Annotated in this window: 21 protein-coding genes and 1 pseudogene; 9 read left to right on the top strand and 13 right to left on the bottom strand. The window is 57.5% G+C overall.

The annotated features are described in order from the left end of the window. Positions 1-45 precede the first annotated feature (45 nt). Together AC13CY_RS16015 and AC13CY_RS16010 are read left to right on the top strand one after the other, a co-directional pair. Positions 46-1,029 carry an RES family NAD+ phosphorylase gene (locus AC13CY_RS16015; RefSeq protein ID WP_197746084.1) on the top strand — a complete coding sequence of 328 codons (984 nt, stop codon included), beginning with the start codon at positions 46-48 and terminating at the stop codon, positions 1,027-1,029. A gap of 97 nt (positions 1,030-1,126) precedes the next feature. Further along, entirely contained in the window at positions 1,127-1,354 is a 228-nt protein-coding gene (locus tag AC13CY_RS16010; protein ID WP_252860391.1) for a DeoR family transcriptional regulator, read from the top strand. A gap of 33 nt (positions 1,355-1,387) precedes the next feature. On the opposite strand, the gene AC13CY_RS16005 is transcribed toward AC13CY_RS16010, so the two are convergent. Next, a complete protein-coding gene (locus AC13CY_RS16005; protein ID WP_483052796.1) occupies positions 1,388-1,696 on the bottom strand; it encodes a hypothetical protein in 309 nt (102 codons plus the stop codon). Between the two features lie 254 nt (positions 1,697-1,950). On the opposite strand from AC13CY_RS16005, the gene AC13CY_RS16000 reads away from it, so the two are divergent. The 4 genes and pseudogenes from AC13CY_RS16000 to AC13CY_RS15985 all read left to right on the top strand — a co-directional run. After that, positions 1,951-2,532, top strand: a complete 582-nt coding sequence (locus AC13CY_RS16000) for a DedA family protein (protein ID WP_483052795.1) — start codon at positions 1,951-1,953, stop codon at positions 2,530-2,532. A 66-nt stretch (positions 2,533-2,598) separates the two neighbouring features. Beyond that, complete coding sequence (locus tag AC13CY_RS15995; protein WP_483052794.1) at positions 2,599-3,402, top strand: PhzF family phenazine biosynthesis protein; 804 nt, start codon at positions 2,599-2,601, stop codon at positions 3,400-3,402. 169 nt (positions 3,403-3,571) lie between these two features. Then, complete coding sequence (locus tag AC13CY_RS15990) at positions 3,572-4,522, top strand: DUF808 domain-containing protein (protein WP_483052793.1); 951 nt, start codon at positions 3,572-3,574, stop codon at positions 4,520-4,522. 125 nt (positions 4,523-4,647) lie between these two features. Further along, positions 4,648-4,869, top strand: a pseudogene (locus AC13CY_RS15985) (NYN domain-containing protein); the annotation flags it as partial. Here AC13CY_RS15985 and AC13CY_RS15980 read toward each other — a convergent pair. From AC13CY_RS15980 to AC13CY_RS15970, 3 genes are read right to left on the bottom strand one after another with little or no spacing between them, the layout of a single operon-like run. Then, positions 4,830-5,126: a DUF1330 domain-containing protein gene (locus AC13CY_RS15980; protein WP_044629820.1), complete on the bottom strand. Its 297-nt coding sequence runs from the start codon at positions 5,124-5,126 to the stop codon at positions 4,830-4,832. The pseudogene AC13CY_RS15985 and the gene AC13CY_RS15980 sit on opposite strands and share 40 nt — an antisense overlap. A gap of 60 nt (positions 5,127-5,186) precedes the next feature. Further along, positions 5,187-5,735, bottom strand: a complete 549-nt coding sequence (locus AC13CY_RS15975; RefSeq protein WP_232059488.1) for a hypothetical protein — start codon at positions 5,733-5,735, stop codon at positions 5,187-5,189. Positions 5,736-5,764: 29 nt separating this feature from the next. Continuing rightward, on the bottom strand, positions 5,765-6,217 hold the full coding sequence (locus tag AC13CY_RS15970; RefSeq protein WP_172515490.1) for a MerR family transcriptional regulator: 453 nt from the start codon (positions 6,215-6,217) through the stop codon (positions 5,765-5,767). 70 nt (positions 6,218-6,287) lie between these two features. Between AC13CY_RS15970 and AC13CY_RS15965 the strand changes: the two genes are divergently transcribed. Next, the gene (locus AC13CY_RS15965; protein ID WP_483052792.1) at positions 6,288-7,310 is read left to right on the top strand and encodes an SO_0444 family Cu/Zn efflux transporter; all 1,023 of its coding nucleotides are present in this window, start codon (positions 6,288-6,290) and stop codon (positions 7,308-7,310) included. A gap of 39 nt (positions 7,311-7,349) precedes the next feature. On the opposite strand, the gene AC13CY_RS15960 is transcribed toward AC13CY_RS15965, so the two are convergent. The 5 genes from AC13CY_RS15960 to AC13CY_RS15940 form a co-directional block, all read right to left on the bottom strand. After that, positions 7,350-8,741 (bottom strand): metal-dependent hydrolase family protein, encoded by a 1,392-nt coding sequence (locus tag AC13CY_RS15960; protein ID WP_052509948.1) that lies wholly within the window; start codon positions 8,739-8,741, stop codon positions 7,350-7,352. Positions 8,742-9,027: 286 nt separating this feature from the next. Next, complete coding sequence (locus tag AC13CY_RS15955) at positions 9,028-10,311, bottom strand: PQQ-dependent sugar dehydrogenase (RefSeq protein ID WP_474790897.1); 1,284 nt, start codon at positions 10,309-10,311, stop codon at positions 9,028-9,030. After that, entirely contained in the window at positions 10,308-10,736 is a 429-nt protein-coding gene (locus AC13CY_RS15950) for a DUF2231 domain-containing protein (protein WP_044629815.1), read from the bottom strand. Before AC13CY_RS15950 ends, AC13CY_RS15955 begins: the two co-directional genes overlap by 4 nt. 212 nt (positions 10,737-10,948) lie before the next feature. Further along, the gene (locus AC13CY_RS15945; RefSeq protein ID WP_044629814.1) at positions 10,949-12,088 is read right to left on the bottom strand and encodes an MFS transporter; all 1,140 of its coding nucleotides are present in this window, start codon (positions 12,086-12,088) and stop codon (positions 10,949-10,951) included. After that, positions 12,085-12,612, bottom strand: coding sequence for a TetR/AcrR family transcriptional regulator (locus tag AC13CY_RS15940; protein WP_044629813.1), 528 nt, complete (start codon positions 12,610-12,612; stop codon positions 12,085-12,087). The genes AC13CY_RS15945 and AC13CY_RS15940 overlap by 4 nt, the downstream gene beginning before the upstream one ends. A gap of 243 nt (positions 12,613-12,855) precedes the next feature. Between AC13CY_RS15940 and AC13CY_RS15935 the strand changes: the two genes are divergently transcribed. Continuing rightward, complete coding sequence (locus AC13CY_RS15935) at positions 12,856-12,990, top strand: type 2 periplasmic-binding domain-containing protein (RefSeq protein WP_235253799.1); 135 nt, start codon at positions 12,856-12,858, stop codon at positions 12,988-12,990. Between the two features lie 28 nt (positions 12,991-13,018). On the opposite strand, the gene AC13CY_RS15930 is transcribed toward AC13CY_RS15935, so the two are convergent. From AC13CY_RS15930 to AC13CY_RS15915, 4 genes are all read right to left on the bottom strand, one after another. Continuing rightward, a complete protein-coding gene (locus AC13CY_RS15930) occupies positions 13,019-15,094 on the bottom strand; it encodes an FUSC family protein (RefSeq protein WP_474790898.1) in 2,076 nt (691 codons plus the stop codon). A 2-nt stretch (positions 15,095-15,096) separates the two neighbouring features. Beyond that, positions 15,097-15,981, bottom strand: a complete 885-nt coding sequence (locus AC13CY_RS15925) for an efflux RND transporter periplasmic adaptor subunit (protein WP_044629810.1) — start codon at positions 15,979-15,981, stop codon at positions 15,097-15,099. A gap of 35 nt (positions 15,982-16,016) precedes the next feature. After that, on the bottom strand, positions 16,017-16,235 hold the full coding sequence (locus tag AC13CY_RS15920; RefSeq protein ID WP_089675420.1) for a DUF1656 domain-containing protein: 219 nt from the start codon (positions 16,233-16,235) through the stop codon (positions 16,017-16,019). A 140-nt stretch (positions 16,236-16,375) separates the two neighbouring features. Then, positions 16,376-17,278 carry a LysR substrate-binding domain-containing protein gene (locus AC13CY_RS15915; RefSeq protein ID WP_474790899.1) on the bottom strand — a complete coding sequence of 301 codons (903 nt, stop codon included), beginning with the start codon at positions 17,276-17,278 and terminating at the stop codon, positions 16,376-16,378. A gap of 170 nt (positions 17,279-17,448) precedes the next feature. Between AC13CY_RS15915 and AC13CY_RS15910 the strand changes: the two genes are divergently transcribed. Next, complete coding sequence (locus AC13CY_RS15910; protein ID WP_474790900.1) at positions 17,449-18,027, top strand: NAD(P)H-dependent oxidoreductase; 579 nt, start codon at positions 17,449-17,451, stop codon at positions 18,025-18,027. Positions 18,028-18,240: the final 213 nt, after the last annotated feature.

Here is an 18,240-nt window from a genome sequence, read left to right as displayed (position 1 = left end):
ATGGTACAACGACTCTGTTGCCCTGAATGTTTTGATGATCGCAGTTTGCGCGATCAGCTCTTCCCGTCGCTAGATCCCAGTTACGGAGCATGTGATTTTTGCGGGACCGCTGATACCCAGCTTGTTGAGCCGGGTAAGCTCGCCAATTATTTCGAGCTTCTAGTTAATGTCTATGAGCCGAGTGAGGACGGTAAGTCGCTGGTCGAATGGATGAAGGATGATTGGCAGCTCTTTAGTCACCAACGTATGGACACCGCCCACGCTAAAGAACTGCTCGGTGAGATTCTCGATGACGGTGAAATCGTCCGAAAAAGCTTTGCACCATCTCCAAGCTATATTAGTGAGGGGCTCGCACAGTGGGATAAGTTGCGCGACGAAATGATGTATGCCAACCGCTGGTTCCTTGATGTCGCCATTGATTTAGACCGCCTCGAACAGTTGTTTGGCATGTTGTTGGCGTCGCAATTACCTCGGCAATGGTATCGCGCGCGCATCCTTGCCGAGGACCAGGTCTTCCCAATTGAGAAGATGGGTGCACCCCCGGAGCGACGCTCATCACATGGTCGGGCTAATCCTGCGGGCATTCCCTATCTTTATCTGGGATCAATTCCTGAAACCGCTGTGGCTGAGATAAGGCCTCATACCGGCGAGCTTGCATGTGTTGCTGATTTCACAATTCCCGATATTAAGGTTGTGGACTTGCGCAATCCGCGCAAACTCGTTTCTCCCTTCATACTCTCCGAGTCGAGCGAGATTAGTCAGTTACGCGCCGATTTGCCGTTCCTCGAACGTTTAGGTGAGGAGTTGACTCGACCTGTTCAGCCGTCAGGGGCCGCGATCGACTATATTCCGAGCCAGTATCTTTGTGAGTTCATTAAGAAAATCGGTTTCGACGGCGTGCTCTATCGTAGTTCAGTCAGCGACGGTATCAATCTCGCACTGTTTAACCCCGAAAAGGCTGTCGGCGGCAAAGTGGAGCTCTACAGCGTGTCCAAAGTTTCGGTCAAAGTATCCCGCCCTTTAGAATAAACAGACTTTTACAGATACTGTTTGTGTGAACCCAGAACCAGATTCAATTCGATAGATCTCTTTGAGCTAGGCCTCATTTGGTTTTTTTGTCAGTATCATGGCAACTACGATACTCAACGAACGGCAAATTAAGGTGCTGAACCGTTTGTTGGATACCGCAGTCGAAGAATTTGCACAGGGTATTAATGCCCGCAAGTACCAATCGTTGGCTGAGGTGAGCAAGGCCACCGCCACGCGGGATTTGGCAGAACTGGTGGAGAAAGGCTGCCTTTCCAAGCTTCCCGGCGGTGGGCGCAGCACGCGTTACTCCGTGGAGGTGGGTTAGGGCTGCTTGTTGAGAACGATAGGTTTCAAGGCGTTAGTCAGAAACCCTATCGCAGTTATCTTGATACAGCGGCGCATCGGTGCCCAGCGCTAGGCGCTCGGTGGCGCTGTTGTAGTAGAAGTGGCCATGCTCAACGTTGGCAAGGTGATAATCCCCGCAAACCCCATAGCCCTTGTTGACGCGTTTAAAATGTGAGATGTCGGCCTGCGTTTGGCTACCGAGGCGTTCCGATATACTTGTGAGGATGTGCGCATCACGCTGGGCCTCGGAGTAGGCTTGGCCACCGAATATCAGGCCCGCCACGATGAAAATGGCGACAACGGGAATCCATAGGTTATGCATAGCGTGCCCAGTGAGTAGGTGTGGTGTGCATGAGGTCAGTAGGTAAAGTAGTTAGCAGGATAATAATGGGTTGCTGGTTTAGCTGCACTGATGGGTGTGGGCTGCGTGCGTTGCTGTTGAATGCCTCTCGCAGATTGAATAAGCTGCCTGCCGCTAAAAAGCCCTATTCAACCCTCCGCATCAACCCTAACCGCGATAAAAATGGCGTTTACGTGCCGCCCACGGCTCTGGGGTAACTTTATGGATGAACGCAAATGACGCTTGAGCATTTGGTGGCGAATTATGGCAGCTTCGGCTTGTTCGTGGGGGCGAGCTTGGAGGGCGAGGGCATCGCAATGCTTGGCGGCATCATGTCTCATCAGCACCTTATCGGCGTTTGGCCCGCTATCATCGCCCTGGCATTGGGCTCTTTCGTGGCGGATCAAGTGTTCTTCCTGCTTGGGCATGGCGGGCGCAATAGCGCTATCGTTCGCTCGGTGCAGGGGAGCGCAGCGGGTGGGCGTGTAGTGACCACGTTCAACGCCCACCCGGACGTTTTCGCGTTCTCCTTGCGCTTTCTTTATGGGCTACGCACGGCCGGTGCGGTGACCATCGGCACGACCGATTATCCTTGGCCACGCTTTATCCTGCTCAATGCTCTTTCGGCGTTCATCTGGGCGCTGGCCTGGGTCACGCTCGGTTATCTGTTTGGTCAGGCCCTTGCGCCACTGTTCGAGCGGCTGAGTGGCTATTCCCATTTTATATGGGCTGGGATTGCCGCTGCCCTTTGCATCGCGGCAGTGGCCGTGATGGCTTCCAGGCGGAGACGAGCTCAGCGCTTGACGACGCGCGATTGAGCTTGATGCCTCCGCCAGAAAGCGACACTAACCTAGCGTTTTCGCCTCTCTTTTTCGGTAACTGCCATGAAAATCGACCTCTACCAAGTAGATGCTTTCGCCTCAAAACCCTTTGAGGGCAACCCAGCCGCCGTGTGCCCGCTGGAGGCGTGGTTGGATGATGCGCTGCTGCAGGCCATTGCAGCGGAGAATAACCTTTCCGAAACCGCGTTTTTCGTACCCACGGAAGCGGGCTATCACCTGCGCTGGTTTACGCCTTCGGTGGAGGTGGATCTGTGCGGCCATGCCACCTTAGCGGCGGCGTGGGTGGTGTTTCATGCCTTGGGCGTGGTGGCCGAGGCGGTGGCCTTTGAAACCAGAAGCGGTGTACTAACCGTTCGCCGCGAGGGCGATGCGCTGGTGATGGACTTCCCCGCGAAAACGCTCGCACCGCTAGACATGCACGCGGAAGTCGCCGCTGCCCTGGGCGGTATCGAAATCGAGGAACTGCTGATCTCGGATGACATTGTGGTGGTAGTCGAGGAGGCGAGTGTGATTGAACGTCTTACGCCGGATATGCAGCGGCTTAAACAGTTACCAGGGCGAGGTGTGGCCGTTACCGCGAAAGGCGATGACGTGGATTTTGTGTCTCGCTGGTTTGGCCCCAAGGTCGGCGTGGAAGAAGACCCGGTGACTGGCTCGGCGCATACGTCGCTCGCACCTTACTGGGCCGCGCGTTTGAGTAAGCAAGCACTCACTGCCCGCCAGGGTGGCGCTCGCCAAGGCGCGCTGAATTGCGTTGTAGAAGGCGAGCGCGTGATGATTAAAGGCCGCGTTGCGCCTTATCTAATGGGGCAAATCACGCTGCCTGAAAATGCTTCCTTAAGGTAGTACCCCTCACTCCATAGCGCGCTCCCTCGAAGGCCACTCTTCGAAGAGACACAGTGAGGGTAGGTCATGAAGAGAACGAAACGACACTGCCCTTGGCATAAAAGAGTCCGCCCGCCCCAGCCACCGTGTGCTTTACTATCTGCAATGCTGATTCACGGAGGAAATACCCATGGCTATTGGCGGCTTGATTGGATTACTGGACGACATTGCCGCGCTGGCGAAGCTATCCGCTGCATCACTGGACGATGTAAGCGCCGCGGCTGGTCGTGCGACGGTGAAAGCGGCAGGGGTGGTGGTGGATGATGCGGCGGTGACGCCGCAATATTTGCACGGGGTAGTGGCAGAGCGTGAATTGGCGATTGTGAAGCAGATCGCGCTGGGCTCTATCCGCAACAAGCTGGTGTTTATCCTACCGGCGGCGCTGCTGCTGAATCATTTTCTGCCCGGGCTACTGCCGATCATCCTGATGATGGGCGGCACCTACTTAGCTTTTGAGGGCGCGGAGAAGGTGTGGCATAAGCTCTCTGGCCAGCATGACGATGACAAGCCCGCGGTCGAAAAAGGGCCGGAGGCCGAGAAGAAGATCGTCAGTGGTGCTATTCGCACCGATCTGATTCTCTCTGCTGAAATTATGGTGATTGCGCTGGCGACGGTGTCTCATCAAGGATTCTGGTCACAGCTAGCCAGCTTGGTGGTGGTTGCGTTTGTGATCACTGTTTTGGTGTATGGCGTGGTGGCGCTGCTGGTCAGGATGGACGATGTTGGCCTACAGCTTGCCCAGCGGGATCACTCAGGCGTACAAGCCCTGGGCCGTGGCTTGGTCACGGCCATGCCCAAAGTGCTCGCGACCATCTCAGTAGTGGGCACCATCGCCATGCTGTGGGTGGGCGGGCATATCTTGATGGTGAATCTGGGGGCAGAGGGAACGGGCTGGTTCAACGCGCCCTACGAGTGGGTGCATCACATCGAGCATGCCATTCATGAGTCCACCGGTGCCTTTGGTAGCACGCTGGGCTGGAGCTTCAATACGCTGTGTTCAGCGGTGATTGGCTTCTTGGTGGGCTCGGTGGTGGTGGGGGTATCGCGCCTCGTGCCTACCCAGAGGGCGCATTCTAAATAACGGCGCGGTACCATGCACCCTTACCAACGCCAGCCTCATGAAGCTGGCGTTTTATTACTTGCCGAGGCTTTTCCATGACCACCCGCGTCGCCATCTTCGTCGATACCCAGAACGTCTATTACACCGCGCGCGAGGTGGATGTGGTGGTGCTGGTGTCCGGCGATGGCGACTTCGATCTGTTAGCCCAGAAAATCCGTGAGGTGCACGGTAAACGTGTCGAGGTCTACGGCGTGCCCCAGCTCACCGCCGCCTCGCTCATCAATGCCGCGAGCGAGTTCATCCCCATCGAGGGTGACTTGTTGCGCCATCACACCTCTTCGATGCCTTCTACCAAAAAGACGCGGTAATCGGCACCCAGGAAGCGGTGCTTGCGGGCTTCTTGGTAGGCGGGGCTTTGGTACCAGGCGCGGGCGGCGGCCATGTCCGGGAAGCGTAGAATCACCGCACCTTCCATGTCGCTGCCTTCCAATACTTCAACATCGCCGTAAAACGCTAGCGGCTGCGGGTCGTGGCCTTCGCGGGCGGCTTTGGCTTTTTCGCTGTAGCGCTGCATCTCTTCGCTGTCGTGGGTGCGCTCACGGGTCAAAACGATATAAGCGGGCATTGCTTTCTCCTAGATAAGATGACAAGACGTTCCAGCATACCATTGCCGACGGGCGCTGCCTTATGAATCAGGGCGAGTGGGGCCGTTGGTGGGGGTGTACGCGTCCGCTTCGATCACGGCGTCGTCCTCTACCGCGCGTTCGAGCTGGCGGTGCTCTAGGGCAGCGAGCGCGATGCGGTAGCAGTCGTCGATGTGGCTGTTACCCATGTATTTCATGGCGGTAAAGCTGATGCCGCCTGCCACGGCACTGCCGATCAGCGGTACGAACTTGGACGCGCCTTTTGCCGCCACCCGAACGCCCATTTTGCTTAGTAGCGAGACGATGAGGTTCTGGGTGATGTATTTGCCCGCCATCTTGCTGCCGGTGTTGGAGATGGCGGTCATGACGAACAGCTTGCTCTCGGTATCCAGGCCGTCGATTTGCTCCGGTGTCAGGCCAAACTGGCTATTAATTTTGGGGATGATGCGCATCAGAATCGCGACGTCCGAGCCGATATCCAGCCCCGGTACGGGGATGATGGCGGTGCCCGCTGAGAGTCCGGCACTTTTGGTCACCATCGCTTGGCATGTCTTTTTGATGGCCTCGAGTTCTTCCTTCGTTTCGATCATGGGCAGTTCCTTTGGGGGATGGCCGCGCGTCATTTGAGCAAAGATTGGCGGTCGCCACAGCGGGTGTCACTGCAGCTGGGCTGGTGCTCATACAGCGTTTGGATGATTTGGCAGTCGGCGGCTTTGCCGCCCCGGCACTGGTGCACCACTTGGCGCAGTTCGTCGGCTAGCGCCTGCAGTTTGGCAATGCGCGCCTCCAGGTGCGCGAGATGGCGGCTAGCAATGTCATCGGCGGCGCTGCAGTCGGTGTCGGGGTGGTCTGAGAGCGCTAACAGCTCCTGAATGCTGTGCAGGTCTAGCCCCAGGTTGCGGCCATGGCGAATGAAGCTGATGCGCTCAAGCGCCGCTTGGTCGTAGTGTCGGTAGCCCTGTTCACCGCGTTGTGGGGGCGGCAGCAGGCCGAGTTTCTCGTAGTGGCGAATGCTCTCCGGTGAACAGCCGGTGCGGGCTGCCACTTCGCCAATGCGGTAGACGTGTGTCATGGCTTGACCCTGTAACGATGACAGGGTTTAGGCTAGTCCTCATTCCCACCGTGAACAAGTAGGTGATGAGATGACGCTGATAACCGAGCTGCTACAAATTGCCTTAACGGCAGCCCCGTGGCTGCTGCTGGGGCTGGTGATTGCCGGGCTGATTAAGGCGTGGTTGCCAGAGCGCCTACTGCAGCGCTGGATGGGCGGGCGCGGCCTGGGCAGTATTGTACGGGCGGCAGTGATTGGGATGCCGCTGCCGCTGTGCTCCTGCGGGGCGATTCCCACCGCGATTGCGCTGCATCGGGGCGGTGCGGGGCGCGGGCCTACCACGTCGTTTTTAATCAGCACCCCTGGCGTGGGCGTGGACTCGATTCTGCTCACCAGCGTGCTGCTTGGGCCGCTGATGGCGGTGGTACGTGTGGCTGGCGCGTTGGTAACGGCCATTGTGACTGGCTTACTAGTGGGCTTTACCCGCGAAGCAGAGGCCGTTGCGCCTGCAGCCACTGCTGGCTGCTGCTCGTCGCATGGCTGCCACGATCACCACGCCGACACCGGCGAACCTAGCGGCCTCCGTGCGGGGCTGCGCTATGCGTTTAGCGATCTGTTGGATGATATCAGCGCGTGGATGTTTGCCGGGCTGCTGCTTGCCGGTGTGCTGGTCACTCTGGTACCGCCGGATACGCTGGCACAGTTTTCGGGCGGTATTTTGGCTCTGATACTGATGGCAGTGGTGGGTATTCCGCTTTATATCTGTGCGGCGGCAGCTACGCCAGTAGCGGCCGGGCTACTGTTAGCGGGTATCTCGCCTGGGATGGCGCTAGTGTTTTTGCTGGCGGGGCCGATTACCAGCCTAGCAACGCTGGCCATTTTGCGCCGCGAGTTGGGTAATACCGCGTTGACGGTCTACCTTGTCTGCGTGCTCACCGTGACCGTGCTAGTCGGCTGGCTGTTCGATGCGGCCGTTGCCTTGGCCGGTTGGAACCCTGTGGAGCAGGCCAGTCAAGTGCAAGAGCTGCTGCCCCACTGGTTGGAGTGGCTGGCTTTGGTAGCGCTGGCGCTGGTAGCTATTAGGCCGCTGCGCCGCCGTTTACTGGGGTTTTAACCTTAGCTGGGGTTGTAATCTTGGTGTTTTAAAACGAGCTTAGCGGGTGTCTTTATAAATGCGCCCGCCTTTCATAATCATGCGCAGGTTCTGCTCTGGGTCGTGTAGGAAATCCAGATTGCGGCTGGGGTCGCCGTCTACTAGCAGTAGGTCTGCCCAGGCGCCGGGTTCGATCTTGCCTAATGTGCCGGGGTAGGGGTTGCGCGGGCCGGAAAGCGCAAGCAGCTCGCCATTGCGGCCGGTGGCCATGGCCAGCACGGTGAGCGGGTCGTAGAAGCGGGTAAGTTTGGCGAGCTGGCGCAGCTGGTTGGGGGTGTTTTGCGGGTTGAACAGAATGTCAGTGCCCCAGGCGGTTTTAATATCAAAGCGCTGAGCGAGTTCATAGGCGCGCACGGTGCCTTCTGCCACTTGCCGCTGAGACTCTCGGCGGGCGGCGTCGGGGTAAACGTTGGAATCTTCGTCCTGTAAAAACGGCTGTAGGCTCCACCATGCGCCTTCGCCTGCCATCATGCGGGCGGCTTCTTCATCGGCTAGTTGGCCGTGCTCAATGGATTTTACCCCTGCCCGCAGCGCACGCTGTATGCCCCTTGGGGTGTACACATGCACCATCACGTAGGTGCCCCAGTCACCGGCGGCATCCACGGCGGCGCGCAGTTCGCGCTCGGTAAACTGGGTGCTGTCGAGTGGGTCGTACAGCGAAGCCACGCCGCCACCGGCCATCAGTTTGATTTGCGAAGCGCCTAACATGAGCTGCTCACGGGTGCGGCGCAGCACTTCATCTTCTCCATCGGCAATCGCGGCGACCCCTTGGTGCTCTTGTTCACTCAGCGGCGTGGTGCTGCCCCGAGGAATATCATGACGCATGCGGAAATCGCCGTGCCCCGAGGTTTGGGAAATCATCGCCCCGGCGGGAAAGATTCGCGGGCCATCCACAATGCCTTCGTTAATGGCGCGTTGCAGCGCAAACGAAGGCCCGCCCACATCACGTACTGACGTTACTCCGCGCATCAGCGTGCGTTTGGCTTCTTGGGCCGCGACCAGATGAATGTAGCCCACATCAGCCGTCATGGCGGTGGTTTGGGTAATGGCCGCCAGCGTGGTGTGCCAGTGAGCATCAATGAGCCCCGGCATCAGTAGCCTGCCTCCACAGTCGAAGACTTCCGCTCCTTCGGCGGTGGCATCGGCGGGGAGAATGGAGTGAATCCGGCCCTCTTCAATACGCACTGACACGCCGCTTTGCACCGCACTGCCACTACCATCAAACAGCTGCAGATTGGTCAGCAGCAGCGGGCCGTTGGCTTGACGCGGCTGGGCACTCACCACCGAGGGCACGCTAAGCCCGGCAAACATCGCCATCACCGCAGCGGTGCCGCCCAGCACTTGGCGTCGGCTCAGGTCGGCCATGACCCGCTCATGAAATTGCTGCAGCATGGGTGAGCCACAGCAGCATGCGCCGGGCCCATGAGAAGCATGCCCATGAGGCAGAGGAGTGTGTATATACGGGGCGTGGAGCGTCTTGGCGGCGGGCATAAGCGGTCTCTCATCGGCTAAGGGCGATCATACTTAATAAACTATAGTGAGTGCCGGTAAGCAAGTGCGCGATGGGGAGTCAGTGCGAGGTGGGTAGATGCGGAATGAGCGGGTGGTCTGCCACCCGCTTAAATCCTACTGGTTATTCTTAAGGGCTCTTTTTAAGTGCTCTTTTTAAGGGCTCTTCTTAAGGGCTATCGGGTGTGACGCGCCAAATGGCGTTGGTTAAATCGTCGGCGATGATCAGCGCGCCGTCGGGGTCAATAGTGACGCCTACCGGGCGGCCACGAGTGCGGCCATCGTCGGTGAGAAACCCCGAAACAAAATCGATGGGGTCGCCGCTGGGCTGGCCGTTGCTAAACGGCACGAAAACGACCTTATAGCCAACGGGGTCGGCGCGATTCCAACTGCCGTGCTCGCCGATAAACACACCTTCAGCGAACTCATCGCCCATTTCAGGGGTAGAAAAGGCGAGGCCAAGGGGAGCCACATGCGAACCCAGGCTGTAATCGGGGGCAATCGCCGACTCGACCTTCTCAGGGTCCTGTGGGCGAACGCGGGGGTCGACATGCTGGCCCCAGTAGCTGTAGGGCCAGCCATAGAAACCGCCTTCCTGAACCGTCGTGAGGTAGTCAGGCACTAGGTCGGGGCCTAGCTCGTCACGCTCGTTGACGACCGTCCAGAGCTGCTCGGTGTCGGGCTGAATCGCCATGGCGGTGGGGTTGCGTAGACCCGTGGCATAGGGGCGATGCATGCCCGTGTCAGCGTCAATCTCCCATATTTCTGCGCGGTCAACTTCCGCTTCCATGCCGCGCTCGGTGATGTTGCTGTTGGAACCAATTCCCACATACAGAAACTCCCCATCAGCACTGGCGGTCATCGCTTTGGTCCAGTGGTGATTGATCGCTGAGGGTAGCTCGGCAATCACTTCAGGGGGGCCGTCGGCTTCGGTTTGGCCCTCTTCGTAGTCAAAACGTACCAGGGCGTCTTGGTTGGCTACGTAGAGGTTGTTATCCACCAGCGCCAGCCCGTAAGGGGCATTGAGGTCTTCGGCAAATACTGACTGCTGGTAAGTGCCATCGCCATTTTCATCACGCAGTAAAGTTAAACGGTTGCCGCTCTCTACAGCGGTATTGCCCTGGCTCTTGATATAGCCAGCGATGAAGTCTTTTGGCTTCAACTGCGGTGCGTTGCCGCTGCTACCCTCGGCCACCAGAATATCGCCGTTAGGCAATACCAGCGTTTGGCGTGGAATCTGAAGATCGGTGGCAATGGCGGTAATGGTATAGCCATCGGGCACGGTAGGCGTTTGGTCGCCCCACTCAGCGGGTTCCGGTACCGTCATGTCGGGTAAGAGCCCACGGTCCGGTTCTGGCAATGTGGGATTGGCGCCGTACTGCTGAGCGCTAGCGCTGCCCGCGATCAAAAGCATCGCTAGGGGCGTGACATAGCGAATGTTGGAAACCTTCATGGCTTATCTCCTGCGCTGCGAAGGGAAAAACCGATCCAGGTTGCCGCACAGGCCAGCACGGTAACGACAATCGAAAGAACAAAACCGGTGGGCATCATCGCCCAGGCATCCCTGGCATGAGTCAGCGCATTGATAAAACCGACGATCCAGGTGACAAGCAGCAGACACAAATAAATCAGCGAGATGCCGCGACGTCGATGAGCCCGAAAAAGGCCGATAATGGCAGCCAATATCGCGAAACCAGTAAAAACAAGGCCGCCCGCAATAAGCCAGGAAGAGAAGGTGCTCCACTGGATATGGTAGCTAGTTGAGTAGAGGTAATCGCTTAACGCGGCACCCAGAAAGAGAGGAATAGTCCCTGCAAGCAGTACTGCATGAAGCGGATGTATTCCGCTTCGAACAGTGCGTTCAACAGTGGCTGTCACGGCAAACTCCTTATGCTGTTCAGCGAGTTAATGTACCTAAACTGGCATGGCGCATACGCGCATCCAGCCCAGGCAACGACATCATGTTCGTTGTGGCGGAGTATAGTTGACGATTGGGAACTTGCCCAAAGCGCAGCGGAGACTTGCACGCTACGTTTCGGCCCGTCCGTTATGGTGGCGGTTACTCAATTAAGAGGCGTTGAAGGGTGAGCTCATGCAGTCTGGAGTTTAGCGTTTCCAGCTCTCGTCAATCCGGCTGTAAACGCAAGGCATGCGAAGATGGTCACGGCATAGTTGATGTTTAACTGATCCATCAGCAGCCCGAAGATTGGCGCGCCTGCGGTTTGGCCGATAGCGATGGTCAAAAAGCCAATCATTAGACCCGTGGCCGGTCGATCGGGCAGTGCAGAGACACCCCATATTAGATAGACACCGGTGAGCATGATGTACGCTGCGCCGAAGAGCATGCCACCGCAGAGTGCCAATAAAGGCGTTGTGATACTGGTGCCAACTAACATAATGCCAGCCGCTAATGCCGCAAGAAAAAGCCAATGCGTGCGATCAATCCCGAACCGCGCGACTAACGTACCGGCCCCTGCGCCAGCGATACCGGCAGCACCAATAGCGATCCAAAGAAGCCCTGCGCCTGTCGAGCTCCAACCAAGCTGATGGGTGACGAGCTGACCGCCGAAAGACCAAAGCGCGGTACTGGACGCCCCCATCAAAAATGCGGCCGCGATCAGGCGAACAATAACGCCATTAATCGGTGGCAAGCCGGTGGCCGTTTTCGGGGCCGCTTTTGTTTCGCTGGGAACGATGAATGCCGCAGCTATCGCCATTATAAAAGCAGCGACAGCAAAGCCCGTGAAGGCCAACCGCCATTGTCCGCCTAGCATTAACGCGATTGGCCCCGAAAGCACCACCCCTGCGCTGGTACCAGCATTGATGATGGTGTTGGTAAGGCTTTGTCGATCAGGACGGACGATAACGGCAACCGCAGCTGCCATAGGGGGAGATGCTAGCCCGGTACTGGACCCTGCCAGCATGACCGCAGTGGCGAGCAATAGTGGAGACGGTGCTACTGCAATGCCCACCATGCCCACCGCTGCGACAAGGGCTGCTGCTACAGCAACGGCGCGGGCACCAATGCGTTCGGTTAGATACGCCGATAGCACGATGGCGACACAGTAGCCCAGAAAAGCACCGCCGGATATCAAGCCGCTGATGGTAGACGATAGGGAAAGGTCAGCATCGATTTGGGGCAGAAATAGCCCGAAGGCGAAGCGAGCAAAACCGTAGCAGACGGCAATCAGGCCAAAGCCTGTAGCGCCCAGGTAAAGGCTGGGATTCATGTGCGTGCCTGCTGGATGAGCGCTGACGCAGCGATACGCGCCGACGTTATTGACTCAGCCCCGCGATAGACCGCGGCCGCCGTCGCTCCTTCAAACAGAATAAGGATCTGTTCGGCCAGTTCAGGATTATGTTTGCCGCCGGTCTCTAGGAATACAATTGCCTGAATTTTCTCATACAGACTCGCCTTGTGTGCCAGCACAGCATTGGCAATTTCCGGTGTATCGCCACCGGTTTCGCCGTAAGCGCGCAGGAACAGGCACCCACGAGAGCCCTCGATCCGGACCCACTCTTCCAGCGCGCAAAATAGCGCCTCTACGCTCTCTACTTCGATGCGCTGCTGAAACCGGCGATGCCGCTCTGCGAGCACGTCAGTTATCAGCGCCGTTTTGCTGCCAGCATGTTTGTAGAGCGTGCGGCTCGACATGCCAGCAGCCTGGGTTAGTTTGTCCATTCCGGTGGCGGTAAAACCATGCCGGTCGAAAAGGAGTTCTGCTGCTGAAATAAGCTTTGTCTTGGTATCCATGCGCAAAGTGTAAAACGATCATTTTACATCGTCAATTGTTACCTTTTGCGATGGAGTGCATGGAGGCTCACATTTTGTTGAGCATCTCCACCGCCTGATCGAAGTGTCCATCCCGCTCCAACCAGCGCAGGAACTTCACGTTCTATCGCTGGTGCAGGACACGTCTGCGCGCCGCATAATGCCTGCATTGTTGATCAGTACATTGAGGTTGGGGGGCTCGGCGTCATTTGGTTGCCGGATTTCATGGCCAAAGGGCACGTATCCCGTGGCGAGCTGGTGCGTTTGTTTGATGATTGGCACCTCAATCCAATGCCAATGTACGTGGCGTTGCCGCCGAATAGGCGCGTTAGCGCCAAGCTGCGCGTGTTTATCGATTAGATTGTGGCGTTGATGGCGCAGCACGCACCTACGGTTGATCGACGGGGGATAGACGTTTGATAGGTGGGTGGGGCCGCGTTGGCTGATTCGCCATGATGCGCGCCAAGCGCTCCAGGGCCAGTTCAAGCCGCTCAATCAAGCCCTCCAACAATACCTGGCGGTCGGCGGGCACATCGCCGTAAGCCTTTATCGCCTCATCCAACTGCTGGCCTGCTTCACGAATCCATTGGGGTGGACGCCCGTTAGCGCTCTCTTTAAACCCGCTAGCTAGCGTGCCTAGTAGGTGGCGATGCGCCTCGCGGATGCTCGGGTGAGGTGCATCATCCAGCCGGTCACGCAGGCGTAGCGTGGCAGTGCCCAGGTCGAGCCCGGTCAAACCAAGAATAAAAAGATGGCGTTGTTGTTCTGGCAGCATGTCGTCGTGTTGGGCAAGCTGCAGCAGGCGGTCCGCCATGTGACCGCTGAAGCGGGTTTCGGCATCGCGAATCGAGCGCCGCGTTAACTCATGAATATCTTTCGAAATAGCGTTGATCAGACGCCGGCGTCTAAGGCGTGTGCCCAGCCCTGGCAGCAGACGAAAGGACATGACCACGCAGCTGAGCCCGATCACCACGGCCACCACCCGGTTGGCGAAACTGTCGAACGAGAAGTCCATGCCGTTGCCGGGCATGGTGAGCAGGATATTGAAAATGGTAAATGCCAGGCAGTAACCCATGGTCGCCGGGTTGGTGGCGCCCAGCAGGCCTAGAAACAGCGGCGTGCCAAACAGCATGGCCAGCATCGGAAAGCCATTGGCCTGTGAGAGCAACACATGGCCGAATAGAAAGGCGCTGGGGATTGCCGCCAGCATGCCTTTGTAGAACATCATAGTGATCGCGATAGGGTTGTCACGGCTGGCGAAGAACGCGGAAAACAGCGTGCCGAGCATCATCGCAATCATGGCGCTCTGCCAGGCGGTGACAATCCAAAAAGTCGCCAGTAGCGAGAACAAAAGACCCGAGCGTATAGCGTTGATACTGGCGGCGAGGTGGTCACGGTGCCAGGCCAGTGGCGAAGAACGAAGCTTATGGCTTGCCGGTGAGGCAATCGCCTCGCGGGCGTCAAGCATGACCATGGCGTGACCGATCGATTCACGTAGCCCCAGGCGGAGGCGACGGTCGAGAGGGGCAAGGCTGGCTTCTTCTTCACTTTCATGAACCCGATGTCGTAACCCCTGCAGGGCTTTGCGGGCGTCAGCCACTCCTTTGACATGTTCGGCATCGCGAAAACCATTCGCTACCTGACCCGCAAGCTCGATACTTTCAGGGGCAAGGCGGTCAGCGTGGTCGTGCATCAATTGGTGAAGCGCCTGCAGGTTGGCGAAAAAGCGCAATGTGCGTCGCGTTAGAACATGGGTAGCACGCACTCGGCCGGGGCCCACTGGGCCTTCAAAACGAGCCGCCTGGCTGTCGGTTTCCAGCACGGCCAGCGGGGTGAGGCTACCGCGCAGGGCCTCCTGCATGGCAGCTATATCGTCGCTGGCTTCCAAGCGTAGGGCGGCGTGGGTGAAGGCCTCGTTAATCACCGTGTCGGCCTGGGTGGCCAAATGTGTGCCCACATGAGAGGGCCATAACAGTGCGCTGACCAGCATGGCGCACAGGGCACCCAACCCCAGTTCGGTCATGCGTGCCACAGCAATGTCGAAAATTCCGGCTGGGGTGCTGCCACTGGAAATCACCACGATCAACATGGCTGTCACGGCGGCCATGAGGCAGCCGTAGGTGTAGTTATTGCGCCACAGCGAGCCGACGTAGGTACACAGCATAATCCAGCAGGTGAGCGTGAGCAGTGCGGGCAGGCGTGCCTGGGCAAACAGCGCCATGATGAAGATACCCACGATAGCGCCCAGCGCGGTGCCACCCAACTGACAGAGGCCTTTCTCGACGACCATGCCACTCATGGGGCGAATTTGCAGAAACGCCGCGGAAATCAGCGCCCAGTAGGGGCGCTCCACATCGAAAGCCAGCGCGACGTAAAGCGCTAGCATCATGGCCAGCGTGGTTTTAATGGCAAACTTTACCGCCGTGGCGTTAGGCGTGAAGTAGGTGCGCAAAAAGGGCGGCATGGTTACGGCGAAGTGGCCTGAGAAGACGATTCAGGGTGGATGTGCACGGTTGCGGTCATGCCCACGCTTAGCAGGGTGTCGTCGGGTACCGCGTCTAAGGTGATGCGCACGGGGATGCGCTGGGCTAGGCGTACCCAGCTAAAGGTGGGCTCAACTTGAGGCAGTAGCTGTTGATTGAGGGTGGTGTTGCTGTCGGCAATGCCACGCCCAATGCCCGCCACTCGCCCATTCAGGTGGGTATTGCCATTCATTAGTACTACCTCTGCCGGGTCGCCCACCTTAATTGAGGCCATTTTGGTCTCTTCGAAATAACCCATGACGTAGTAGGAGTCATCGGCAATGAGCGCCATCACGGGCGTGCCGCGATTGACGAAGTTACCGGTGGTGAGCTGAACATTGAGCACGTGCCCGCTAACAGGAGCGACGACCTGGGTGCGTGCCTGATCAAGTTGCGCACTCTCCAACGCGGATTGAGCCTGCTTGACATCGGCTTCGGCAATGCGCGAGTTGATTTGGGCGATCTGCTGGGCTTCGGCGCTAATGGCTTGGCTGTTACCCAACTGGTTGCGGCGTCCAGCTTCCGCACGATTGAGTTCTAAGGTGGCTTGGCGATGTTCTAGCGTGGCTTGAGCGCTGTCGACGGCGGCTTGGTAGCGGGTGTCGTCAATGGTGAACAGCGTTTCGCCCTCAGCAATATAATCGGTGTCGGCCACTTCAAGGCTATTTACCCAGCCGGTGACATCCGGTGCAATAGTGACGACCTCGGCGTGAACACGAGCGTCGCGGGTCCAGGGGGTATAGAGGTAGTAACGCCACAGCCAAGCACCGGCGGCGATAGCAATGGCAACGATGATCAGAGTGAGCAAAATACGAAGCGAAGGGCGCATCAACAGTTCTCTCAAGGGCTGCTACAAGGGCTATATCACAGGCGTTCAAGCAAGACGGTAAACAGAAAAGTGGTTGCCGCCATTAAGATGACAAAAAGCGAGATATCGAACCAGGCTTCATACCAGAGTGCATGCTCACCAACCACCCAGTGCAGCAGCGAGCGAATGACCAGTGTGCCGATAAAAGCCATCAGCGCGTAGATCAGCAGTGGACTGAGATAGATGCCGCCAACGGCAATTTCTTGAAGGCCCATAACATCCTTACTTGGCAGGGTGTTGATAATGATAAAAGCAATATTAGCCTGTTAACAATAGACGGGTCAGGGACTTTTTCTCCCTTTAATACTCAGAATAAAGGATGAAATCGAGCCGGTTTAGCGATGCCATAATGTCGTTATCCCTGCAAATACTTGCCTGGAAGCCGCTCGGCCAAAAACTCCATAAATAGCCGTGTACGCTGAGAAAGTGTGGCTTGGCGATAGTAAACAGCGTTCACGGCTTGGGTTTTAAGCTCGGTATAGTCGGGTAAGATGTCAACCAGTGCTCCCTTCTGGCGAGGAGCGATGGTCATAAAGTCGGCCAAGCAAACAATGCCTTCTCCGGCGATGGCTAGTTCTATGAGCGTGCTACCGCTAGAGGCAGAGAGTGTTGGTGAGATGTGCAAACGCTTGCCGTCGGCGCCGATGAGCGGCCACTGATTAAGGTGTTCTAACTGACTAAAACCCATCAGGCTGTGTTGCGCTAATTCATCAATGCTTTGCGGAGCACCGTGACGTTGAATATAGCTGGGGCTAGCGAGAAGTCGCAGCGGGCTATGTCCCAGCAGGCGAGCATGAAGGGAGGAGTCTTCCAAATCGCCGATGCGAATGGCTAAATCGACTCGCTGTTCCAGCAGATCGACAAACCGGTCGTGGGTATCCAATTCCAACGTAATGCCGGGGTAACGGGCACGGAATTCGCCAATGACCGGCACGATCACAAACTGCATAAAACTAGGGGCGGCGTTAACCCGAAGTCTTCCTTGAGGCTGGTCGTGGCGGTCGAGCAGGGCCTCTTCGGCCTCTTCCACGGCGGCCAGGATGCGTCGGCAGTGGGCGAGAAAGGTTTCCCCTTCTTCGGTCAGTTCCAAACGGCGGGTCGTGCGGCGCAGCAGCGTCGTGCCGAGCTTCTGCTCCAGGCGGTTTAGTGCGCGGCTGACGCCTGACACGGTAATGCCCAACCGTTCGGCAGCGGCGGTAATCGAGCCGCAATCCACCACGGTGATAAACGCTTGCTGCTCTTCCAGAGTGCTTTTCATTGTTGGTTTGGGGTGCCTCGATAAAAGGTTGATTGTTGATTTTAGCGCAAAAGTCTCTTGCTAGATGTTTGGTTTTTCTTTGTTGCTCTGCACTACACAATGCTTGCCAATTAATGCCCTGCTTACTTCTTTTAAGCGGGGTGGTCACGATACTCGGTGAGGTTGAAGCAATGAAGATACTGTTAATCAATGGTGGTAAAGCGTTTGCCCACTCTGGTGGTGAGCTCAACAATACCCTGCATGCCGTGGCGGTGGATACGCTGAAAGAGCTAGGCCATGAAGTGCGCGAAACGGTCATCGAGCAGGGCTATGAGGTTGCCACCGAAGTGCAAAACTTCCTCTGGGCGGACAGCATTGTGTATCAAATGCCCGGCTGGTGGATGGGCGCGCCTTGGACCGTTAAGCGCTACATTGACGACGTCTTCACCGAGGGCCACGGTTCCCTTTACGCCAGCGATGGACGCACCCGCCAGGACCCGACTAAGCAGTACGGCAGCGGTGGCCTGCTGCAAGGCCGCCACTATATGCTTTCGCTCACCTGGAACGCGCCGATTGAAGCGTTCGACGAGCCGGATAACTTCTTTGAAGGCCGTGGGGTGGATGGCGTTTACTTCCCGTTCCACAAATCTCAGGAGTTTATTGGCCTTGCGGCTCAGCCGACCTTTATTGCCAATGATGTGATAAAGGTGCCGAATGTAGAGCGTGATAAAGCCGCTTACCGTACGCACCTGCGCCGTGTGTTTGGTTAATTCGCCACGCTGCTAAAGCATTCACACACGCATCAACACAAGCGCCCACCGACGTCGGTGGGCGCTTTTTTGTGGTGCGCCAGGCATGGCGCGCAGCGCCAATTAGGCGCTATCCGGTCCGCCGTGGTGGTTGGCCGGATGACTTGGGGGTGAAAGTCCCCTACGGACCCTGATAGCGGGAACCGTTAGCTGAACAGCAAGGGTGTTCGTCGT

The organism is Vreelandella sp. L-15 (genome assembly GCF_056857635.1).
Note: the sequence above shows the minus strand (reverse complement) of the source record. Positions and strands in the feature narration are given on the sequence as shown.